This window comes from Cupriavidus sp. SK-3 (assembly GCF_000611145.1).
In the GTDB taxonomy this organism is placed as follows: domain Bacteria; phylum Pseudomonadota; class Gammaproteobacteria; order Burkholderiales; family Burkholderiaceae; genus Cupriavidus.
In genome coordinates, this window is the sequence record NZ_JFJV02000111.1 from 1 (window position 1) to 8126 (window position 8126).

Below are 8126 nucleotides of genomic sequence, written 5' to 3' on the forward strand. Positions count from 1 at the left end.
CCCGTCCGTACACCAGTTTCGACTTTAGCCCCACGGCGAACGCGTAGTACAAGCTCCCCCAGGACGCTATCTGGGCGACTCCGAGTGCAGGAATCGCATAGACCAGGCGAGCCGGCGAGGCTGAGCTACCCACTGACTTTCCGCTCTCAAGCGTTTCGCTCATACGAATTCTCTTGTCGAAAAAGAAACGCCCGGTTTGCGGCCGGGCGTTAAGAGTTTTTGTTCTTATTGCAGAGTCAGGCCTTCGCGCCCGCTTCGTACCACTTCTGAGTCCGGTTGACGATGCTGACAACCAGAAGCATGACCGGGACTTCAATCAAGACTCCGACAACTGTCGCAAGCGCGGCACCAGACTTAAAGCCGAAGAGGCTGATGGCCGTGGCAACGGCCAGCTCGAAGAAGTTGCTTGCGCCAATCAGGGACGACGGACCTGCGACGCAGTGGGCGACACCCAGCTTGCGGTTCAGCAGATAGGCGAGTCCCGAGTTGAAGAACACCTGAATCAAGATAGGCACTGCCAGCAGGGCGATGACCAGCGGCTGGTCGATGATGGCCTTGCCCTGAAAAGCAAACAGCAGGACCAGAGTCAGCAGCAGAGCGGAGATGGAATACGGGCCCAGCTTGCTCACGACGCGCTGGAAGTACCCGACGCCTTTCTTCAGCAGTAACTTCCGCGCAACCTGCGAAATCAGCACAGGCACCACGATGTACAGAGCCACTGATGTCAGCAGCGTGTCCCACGGTACGGTAATGGACGACAAGCCGAGCAGTAGCGCAACGACCGGCGCGAACGCCACCACCATGATGGCATCGTTTAGCGCCACCTGCGACAGGGTGAAGTATGGGTCGCCCTTGCAGAGCTGGCTCCAGACAAACACCATCGCAGTGCACGGTGCGGCAGCCAGCAGAATCAGCCCGGCGATATAGCTGTCCAGTTGTTCGACTGGCAGCATGGGCGCGAACAGGTGCCGTATGAACAGCCAGCCGAGCAGAGCCATCGAGAACGGCTTGACCGCCCAGTTGATGAACAGCGTGACACCAATGCCGCGCCAGTGGGATTTCACCTGGCCCAGAGCGCTGAAGTCAATCTTCAGCAGCATGGGGATAATCATGACCCAGATGAGAACCCCAACCGGGAGGTTCACCTGCGCATACTCCATCTGGCCGATGGCCTGGAATACGGCTGGCAGCGCTTGCCCCAGGAAAATGCCGACGACAATACAGAGCGCGACCCAAACGGTCAGGTAGCGCTCGAAGAAACCGATGGCCGGTTTCGTAGAGACCGGCGCGCTAGTGGTAGCGTTAGGCGTGCTCATTCGATTCCTCGACCGGGGTATCGCCAATCTTCTTCATTTCCTGCTGAATTGCAGTCTTGTCCAGTACGTTCAACGGAAGATTGGCGAATGAATTCACGCGTTGCATGATTTGCCGGAACACGCGCTCGAACACCGCACGCTTCTCAGCATCCGTGCCCTCGGCGGCGGCGGGGTCTTGGAAGCCCCAGTGGGCCGAGACGGGGTGTCCTGGCCAAATCGGGCAGACTTCGCCGGCCGCCTGGTCGCACACCGTGACGATGAAGTCCATCTGCGGAGCGCCTTCCACGGCAAACTCGTCCCAATTCTTGCTACGCAGGTTCGAGACGTCGTAGCCGGTTTTCTTGACCTGCTCGATAGCGAACGGATTCACCGTTCCGGACGGTTGGCTGCCGGCACTGAAAGTCTTGAAACGACCTTTGCCCATTGTCGCCAGCAGGGCTTCGGCCATGATGCTTCGCGACGTGTTGCCGGTGCACAGGAACAGGACGTTGTAGGTTTCTTTGCTCATTTGTTACGGCTCAGGAAGGTAATGGTGGTCGGTGCGGGCGCACAGCACGCGGAGGCGGAGGCAGTGGCCTCGGTCCGCGACTCGCCGAATGTGGGGATGGAATCGAGGGTGTGATACGACTCCCAGGCGATGCCTTGAGGGTCGACGGTCCAGTATTTGTCCGACTTGGCGTAACAGCAATTGGTACCGATTTGTTCTTCCATCGGAAGCTCTGCACCGGAGAGGCGCTCCTGCATCTCGCTGAGTTCTTCTTCCGAATCAACCTGCACGCCGAGATGGTCCAGGCCCACCTTGTGTCCGCGCTTGGAAATCGCGAAATTCACACGAGGGTCGTCAAGCATCCACTTTGCGTAGTCTTCCTTGGCGACAGTGGGCTCGCTCGCAAAGAGCGCCGAATAGAAGCGAATGCTCTCAGCAAGGTTTTCGACAGAGACATGTACGTGTAGTCGCTTCATCATTTCTCTCCACAGGCTTCGCAATCACCGGCCATGGCGGGCGCACAAGCATCCCCTTGGCAGCAGTTCTCGGTTAGATATCCAATGAGGTCGTTCATGGTTGCGTAGTTGGCGCTGTAGATGACAAACCTGCCGTCCTGGCGTGATACAGCGAGGCCAGCATGTGTCAGCTCCTTCAGATGAAAGGAAAGTGACGAAGGCGGGATGCCGGTTGCCTCAGCAATTCGACCGGCCGGTATGCCTTCGGGCCCCACGCGCACCAGGAGCCGATAGACCTCCAGGCGAGACCCGGCAGCAAGTGCAGCAAGCGCGGAGATAGCTTTATTCGTTTCCATGTTTCGACAATAGCGGAAATATCGTATAGTTGCAAATGAAGATTGTGTGAATGGGGCTGGCCGGTAAGTGGTTCCGGTGAGGAGTTTGACAGCGGTCAAGCCTGTTGCATCCCGCTTGACCGACACTGAAAAAGTCGGTCAGGAGTCGGCTGGTTCTGTGGGTGTGCCGCGGCACTTGTCGCTGATGCATACAACTCGCCACAGCTATGGGCACATCCCGATAGCAAGTTTTGATGGAGTTGGAAATGAAAAAGCTTGAAGTGTTTGACCCGGCCATGTGCTGTTCGACAGGTGTTTGCGGCGTGGATGTTGACCCGATACTTGCCCAGTTTGCCGCCGACCTGAAGTGGGTCGCGGGGCATGGCGTGACGGTGACCCGCTACAACCTTGGCCAGGAACCGCAAGCCTTCGTGGCCAATCCTGCTGTCGTCAAGGAGATGGAAGGCGGCATGGACCGTCTGCCCATCATCGCCATCGACGGCCATATCGTATCCACTGGTATGTATCCCTCGCGCCACCAACTGGCACAGAAGCTCAACATCGCGCTGACGGCGGCTGAGAAGCCCCATATTAGGGTGGGAGTCGGAGGCTGTACTCCCGGCTCGGGCTGCTGCTGAAGCGGAGGCGCTATGTCTCTACCAAGGACCAGTACCCGATTTCTCTTCTTTACCGGTAAAGGCGGGGTCGGCAAGACCTCGCTGTCCTGTGCCACTGGTTTGGCGCTGGCCGAGTCTGGGAGAACGGTGCTCATCGTCAGCACCGACCCGGCGTCCAACCTGGACGAGGTGCTGGGCGTGGGCTTGAGCCAGGTGCCGACGGCCGTACCGGGGGCAAGCGGCCTGTTCGCGCTGAACATCGACCCGGAAGCGGCGGCACACGGTTACCGGGAACGCATGGTGGCGCCTTACCGAGGCATCCTGCCGGCGGCCGCCATCCAGAGCATGGAAGAGCAGTTCTCCGGCGCGTGTACCGTCGAGATTGCGGCGTTTGACGAGTTCTCGAAGCTGCTGGGTGATCCGTCTGCCACGGCCGAGTTCGACCATGTCATTTTCGACACTGCTCCCACGGGGCACACGCTGCGGCTGCTGACGTTGCCTTCGGCTTGGGACGAATTCATCTCCTCGTCCACGAGCGGCGCTTCCTGCCTCGGCCCACTGGCCGGCCTGGAAAAGCAAAAGGCACTCTATGCCGCTACCGTCGAGCGGCTTTCCAGTGCGGATGAAACGACCGTCATCCTGGTCGCCCGGGCCGATACCGCGTCATTGCGCGAAGCCAACCGCACGCGCGCCGAACTGGCCGACCTTGGGATACGCAACCAGACTCTGGTCATTAATGGCATGTTCTCGGACGCGACCTCCGGCGACCCAATTGCGACCGCCATGGCGCAGCGGGCGACCGAGGCGTTGACCGACATGCCGGCCGAACTGGCGGGAATGCCGCAGACACGCATTCCGTTCCTGCCACGCGGGACCGTCGGGTTGGACGCGCTGCGCGAGATGGCCCACCCGGAGACCGTTGCTTCGCCGACCAGCCATGAGATGCCCGAAACCAGCTTACCGCCTGGTCTGAACGGCCTGGTCGAAAAGATGGCCTCCGCCGGCCATGGCGTCATCATGACGATGGGCAAAGGTGGCGTGGGCAAGACCACGGTGGCTGCCGCCATTGCCGTGGCGCTGGCAGGGAAGGGCCACCCGGTCGTGCTGTCGACGACCGACCCGGCCGCACATATCGCTACCACGATTGATGGTGCGATTCCTGGCCTGACAGTGTCTCGTATCGACCCAGCCCAGGAGGTTCGGCAGTACACCGAGGAAGTGCTCGCCAAAGCCGGCCAGCAACTTGACGCCGCCGGGCGCGCGATGCTGGAAGAAGACCTGCGTTCGCCGTGTACCGAGGAAATAGCGGTGTTCCGGGCCTTTGCTCGAACCGTGGACGAAGGTAAGAGCGGTTTCGTCGTGCTGGACACGGCCCCCACCGGTCACACCATCCTGTTGCTCGATGCCGCCGAGGCCTATCACCGGGAAGTCATGCGCACCCAAGGAGATATGCCAGAAGCGGTGCGACAGCTGCTGCCACGTCTGCGCGACCCCAGCTACACGCGGGTCCTTATTGTCACCTTGCCGGAGGCCACGCCGGTTCACGAAGCCGAGCGCCTGAGCAAAGACCTAGCCCGTGCAGGTATTGAGCCTTACGCGTGGGTCATCAACCAGTCGCTCCTGGCGAGTGGAACGACCCATCCCGTGCTGTGCCAGCGTGGTGCCTATGAGGTGCCGTTCATTCGCCGTGTCGCTGACCAGCTGTCGCGTGAATGCGCGCTGATACCGTGGCTCGCCGAGGCTCCGGTCGGGCGAGCGGGCCTGGAACACCTGGTCGCTCGGCAGCCTTACGTCGAGGCGCATTTATCTGCAGTGAGGTAACACCGTGAAGACACTATCCATCGTTTGGCAACGTCTCGTCTCCAGCGGGGGAACCTGCCCACGGTGCGCAGGCACGGGTGATGAGGTCGAGCGGGCGTACCGGCAACTGCGCAAACAGCTGATACCGCTGGGTATCAAGCCGGTACTGGAAATCCGCGAGATTGACCAAGCCGCCTTCAAAGCCAACCCGTCAGAGTCCAACCGCATCTGGATTGCAGGAAGGCCGATGGAGGAATGGGCCAATGCATCTGTCGGTAGCAGCCCCTGCTGTTCGGTCTGCGGAGACTCGGAATGTCGCACCGTCGACGTTGGCGGCACCTCGTACGAGGTTGTCCCGGAGGAACTGATGGTGAAGGCCGGGCTCATTGCCGCGTTGACAATAAACGCAGGACAAGATAGCCGATGAGGTGCAGGTTCGGGAGAGGCCTTGCAAGGTGCTGCAAGCCCTTGATTTGTAAACCAGTCGTTGGCCACTCTCCTGTGTCCTTACATCGGCCCTTAAACGACACACTGGTGCAAGGCGTTAGCCGACCTATGAATTTACGCCTAAATCCTGAATTTCACTGGACTCTTGCTGAGGAAAAAGTTTTTGGTAAGCGTAGATAACGCGCTTAGCCTTTTCAGGCCTGAGTCGTCTCCTTCCGGCCAGCCAAGCTCAAAATAGCGAGGAACGCGAGCGGAACCAACACCAGGCTGTAGCTAACTACTTTTCAGGTGCAAGGCTCCGAGCATTCGCAGGATGGAGCGGGAGACACGTGGATTTCGTTTTTGCCGGGGGCCTTGTCCTGAACGTAGTCGGTGCCGTCGCGTAACGCTGCTTCAGCCCTCGCCAGTTCTCGGCCAAGGTAGGCCGCATGGTCGAGTCGACTGATTAACCCAGCTTCGATGACCGAACTGTAGAGCGCTGTTGGAGAAGCCCCCTCAAAGACACGGGTCAAAACGCCAGCATTCGAGTAGTGCTCCAACACGAGGCGTTTGCTACGGTCATCCGGATAGAGGACGAAGTAGCCGGCCGGGTCAGAAATCAGGCCAACCGGCTCAACAGCTTCCTCCACCGCGACACAGGAGGTGTCATTAACAACGTCGGTGCAGGCACCGGGGTCTCTTATGGCCGCATCTGCAATACAAGCGGTAATGGTTTCCACGTCGGTTTCACCGATTTGGTCGATGACTTCTATCCTGCGACGGAAGATTTCTACGTGCTCGCGGGAGACGTTCTTGATGACGGGGCGCTTACCCCGCGCCTCGAGGATGCGTCCATTCTCGTCAATCCCTTTGCGCATCAGGCTCAACAGGGACTGACCCGGCAAGTGACCAACAGCTTTGCGCGTATCCTCCCCGCAGACCACCAGGAAACGCACATTTGGGTTCGGCAGGAGATTGCGAATGAGGTGCTCGATGCCGAGATTCTCGGTATGAAGTGTCCCAACGATTGCCAGACCAGATGGTTGCGCCGAGGCGAGGTGCGAAACCAACTCGTCGGAATTCAGGGCACAGACGGCCACCGGGGCATGGAAACGTAGTACGTGATAGTCGCCCGGTAAGGGGGGCCATCCCTCACGAACGACAGGCTCAGCCGTCGCACAACAACTCGCCTCTGCCAGACCGGGGTCGATTTCAGCGGCAGCATTCGCGGCTACCGCTGGCCAGCAGGTCTCACAGCCCAGGCAGTCGTAACGCCTGGCCTCGAACAAGCCTTGTGCCTCTTCAATCAGCCCAGGCAGGAACCCCATTAATTTCTCTGAGCCCGCGAAGCTTTGCACGGCGTCTTGATAGCAGCCGCAGCGATGGCATTTTGTGGCCTGCATCGCATTGCGCAGTTCAGACTCCACCGTTGCTACCGCCGATTCTGCCGTCATCGTAGCCTCCACCAACGTCGCCCCACAGACCGACCCAGCGCATGCGTGACTACCATGACAGTCTACGCTTTTGACCAACCACCTGTTCGCGACCGTCCTGCTATAAACATGTCTTATGAGGCACTCGCAACTGGCGCGTTGCGATACCTCTTGTTGGGGCCTTACTAATGCAAGCTCGCGCCAAGGGTTGCAGAAAGGCCGCCTTGCCTATCTGCCTGCTTGTGCCAGCACAGTTTGCGGTGCGGCGGCAGAACAAGCATGAAATCATCCGCTGGGAGCGCAGCCCTAGAGACTTGGTGGGCCTGGGTTGCCACCAAGGACGCTCTCGACCGCCCCAGAGATCCGCGCCGAGCGCTCACTGATGCCGGGTCGCACCATGGTACGAGAGGGGTCAACCTCAACAATCTTGTCTCGTATTGAGACGTCAGCTCCAGTATGCGATAGGCCGCGTAGCCAGCCCGTCAAAGGCGCAAGCACCGGTTGTTCGTTGAGGTATGCCACGAGTTCTCCCTGTCGGACCTGGCTACCAAGTTCCTTGACCTCACGGAAGCGACCGGAGATTGCCGCATAGACGAATCGCTCTCTACCCGCCCCACCGAGGGGGCGCGGCTCACCGCTAAAAAGCGTGGTGCCACCAGAATGCACAACACTTCCCAGTGAAGCGCCCCACTGGGACTCAACTGCCACGTGGACCGTCTCGCCTGCGGCGAACCCGGGCCCAATACCGATTGTGAGTGGCGCCCAGGCGCGAATGTCCGGCGAAGTAAGCCGTTTGCGAAGCCGGGCGTCAACCAGTACAGAGGGGCGAAATGCGTCCAGCAGTACATCCAACGGCATCATTGTCAGCACCAGCCCCTCAGCCTGAGCCAGGGTGTCGACGCGGCGGCAGACGACCCCTTCGAGCATACTTTGCCCTTCAAAGCAGGCATCTACATAGCACGACCTCCGACGCGCATAGCTGGGGGCGGGACGGTCCCACAGCGCCGTTCGCCATCCGGCCAAGAACAGCGCACGCGCAATGGCGCTTCCCACTTCCCCACATCCCAATACGAGAATTCCATCCATGTTGCACCGATATGTTGCTGCTAACATATCGCAGTACACTAGGTCGACTTATGGGTAGGTACTATGGAATCGAGCCTGAAGCGGGACCAGTGGAAGCAAGGATTGCGGCTTCAATCAAGGCTGGAGTGGCTATTGGTCCCGGCAAGGCCAGCCTGCTGGAGGCAATTGAAA

At 59.7% G+C, this 8126-nt stretch carries 8 protein-coding genes; 3 read left to right on the plus strand and 5 right to left on the minus strand.

The annotated features are described in order from the left end of the window. Nucleotides 1–236 precede the first annotated feature (236 nt). Genes arsB through CF70_RS34820 form a run of 4 tightly spaced genes read right to left on the minus strand, consistent with a single transcriptional unit; the run spans nucleotide 237 to nucleotide 2614 of the window. A complete protein-coding gene (gene arsB, locus CF70_RS11980) occupies nucleotides 237–1316 on the minus strand; it encodes an ACR3 family arsenite efflux transporter (RefSeq protein ID WP_035864549.1) in 1080 nt (359 codons plus the stop codon). Further along, complete coding sequence (locus CF70_RS11985) at nucleotides 1303–1824, minus strand: arsenate reductase ArsC (RefSeq protein WP_035864551.1); 522 nt, start codon at nucleotides 1822–1824, stop codon at nucleotides 1303–1305. Before CF70_RS11985 ends, arsB begins: the two co-directional genes overlap by 14 nt. Next, nucleotides 1821–2279 (minus strand): ArsI/CadI family heavy metal resistance metalloenzyme, encoded by a 459-nt coding sequence (locus tag CF70_RS11990; RefSeq protein ID WP_035864560.1) that lies wholly within the window; start codon nucleotides 2277–2279, stop codon nucleotides 1821–1823. The genes CF70_RS11985 and CF70_RS11990 overlap by 4 nt, the downstream gene beginning before the upstream one ends. Continuing rightward, nucleotides 2279–2614, minus strand: coding sequence for an ArsR/SmtB family transcription factor (locus CF70_RS34820; protein WP_081862141.1), 336 nt, complete (start codon nucleotides 2612–2614; stop codon nucleotides 2279–2281). The genes CF70_RS11990 and CF70_RS34820 overlap by 1 nt, the downstream gene beginning before the upstream one ends. A gap of 245 nt (nucleotides 2615–2859) precedes the next feature. Here CF70_RS34820 and arsD point away from each other — a divergent pair, with 245 nt between their 5' ends. Genes arsD through CF70_RS34825 form a run of 3 tightly spaced genes read left to right on the plus strand, consistent with a single transcriptional unit; the run spans nucleotide 2860 to nucleotide 5437 of the window. Beyond that, complete coding sequence (arsD, locus tag CF70_RS11995; protein WP_035864553.1) at nucleotides 2860–3231, plus strand: arsenite efflux transporter metallochaperone ArsD; 372 nt, start codon at nucleotides 2860–2862, stop codon at nucleotides 3229–3231. Between the two features lie 12 nt (nucleotides 3232–3243). After that, a complete protein-coding gene (gene arsA, locus CF70_RS12000; RefSeq protein WP_051648308.1) occupies nucleotides 3244–5031 on the plus strand; it encodes an arsenical pump-driving ATPase in 1788 nt (595 codons plus the stop codon). A 4-nt stretch (nucleotides 5032–5035) separates the two neighbouring features. Beyond that, on the plus strand, nucleotides 5036–5437 hold the full coding sequence (locus tag CF70_RS34825) for a DUF2703 domain-containing protein (RefSeq protein ID WP_081862142.1): 402 nt from the start codon (nucleotides 5036–5038) through the stop codon (nucleotides 5435–5437). A 304-nt stretch (nucleotides 5438–5741) separates the two neighbouring features. Here CF70_RS34825 and CF70_RS12005 read toward each other — a convergent pair whose 3' ends face one another. Beyond that, on the minus strand, nucleotides 5742–6890 hold the full coding sequence (locus tag CF70_RS12005; protein ID WP_035864555.1) for a DUF4346 domain-containing protein: 1149 nt from the start codon (nucleotides 6888–6890) through the stop codon (nucleotides 5742–5744). Nucleotides 6891–8126: the final 1236 nt, after the last annotated feature.

Bases quoted from the DNA above. Each gene is read 5' to 3' on its own strand.
- arsA (WP_051648308.1), top strand. From the start codon at position 3,244: ATGTCTCTACCAAGGACCAGTACCCGATTTCTCTTCTTTACCGGTAAA.
- arsB (WP_035864549.1), bottom strand. From the start codon at position 1,316: ATGAGCACGCCTAACGCTACCACTAGCGCGCCGGTCTCTACGAAACCG.
- arsD (WP_035864553.1), top strand. From the start codon at position 2,860: ATGAAAAAGCTTGAAGTGTTTGACCCGGCCATGTGCTGTTCGACAGGT.
- CF70_RS11990 (WP_035864560.1), bottom strand. From the start codon at position 2,279: ATGAAGCGACTACACGTACATGTCTCTGTCGAAAACCTTGCTGAGAGC.
- CF70_RS12005 (WP_035864555.1), bottom strand. From the start codon at position 6,890: ATGACGGCAGAATCGGCGGTAGCAACGGTGGAGTCTGAACTGCGCAAT.
- CF70_RS11985 (WP_035864551.1), bottom strand. From the start codon at position 1,824: ATGAGCAAAGAAACCTACAACGTCCTGTTCCTGTGCACCGGCAACACG.
- CF70_RS34820 (WP_081862141.1), bottom strand. From the start codon at position 2,614: ATGGAAACGAATAAAGCTATCTCCGCGCTTGCTGCACTTGCTGCCGGG.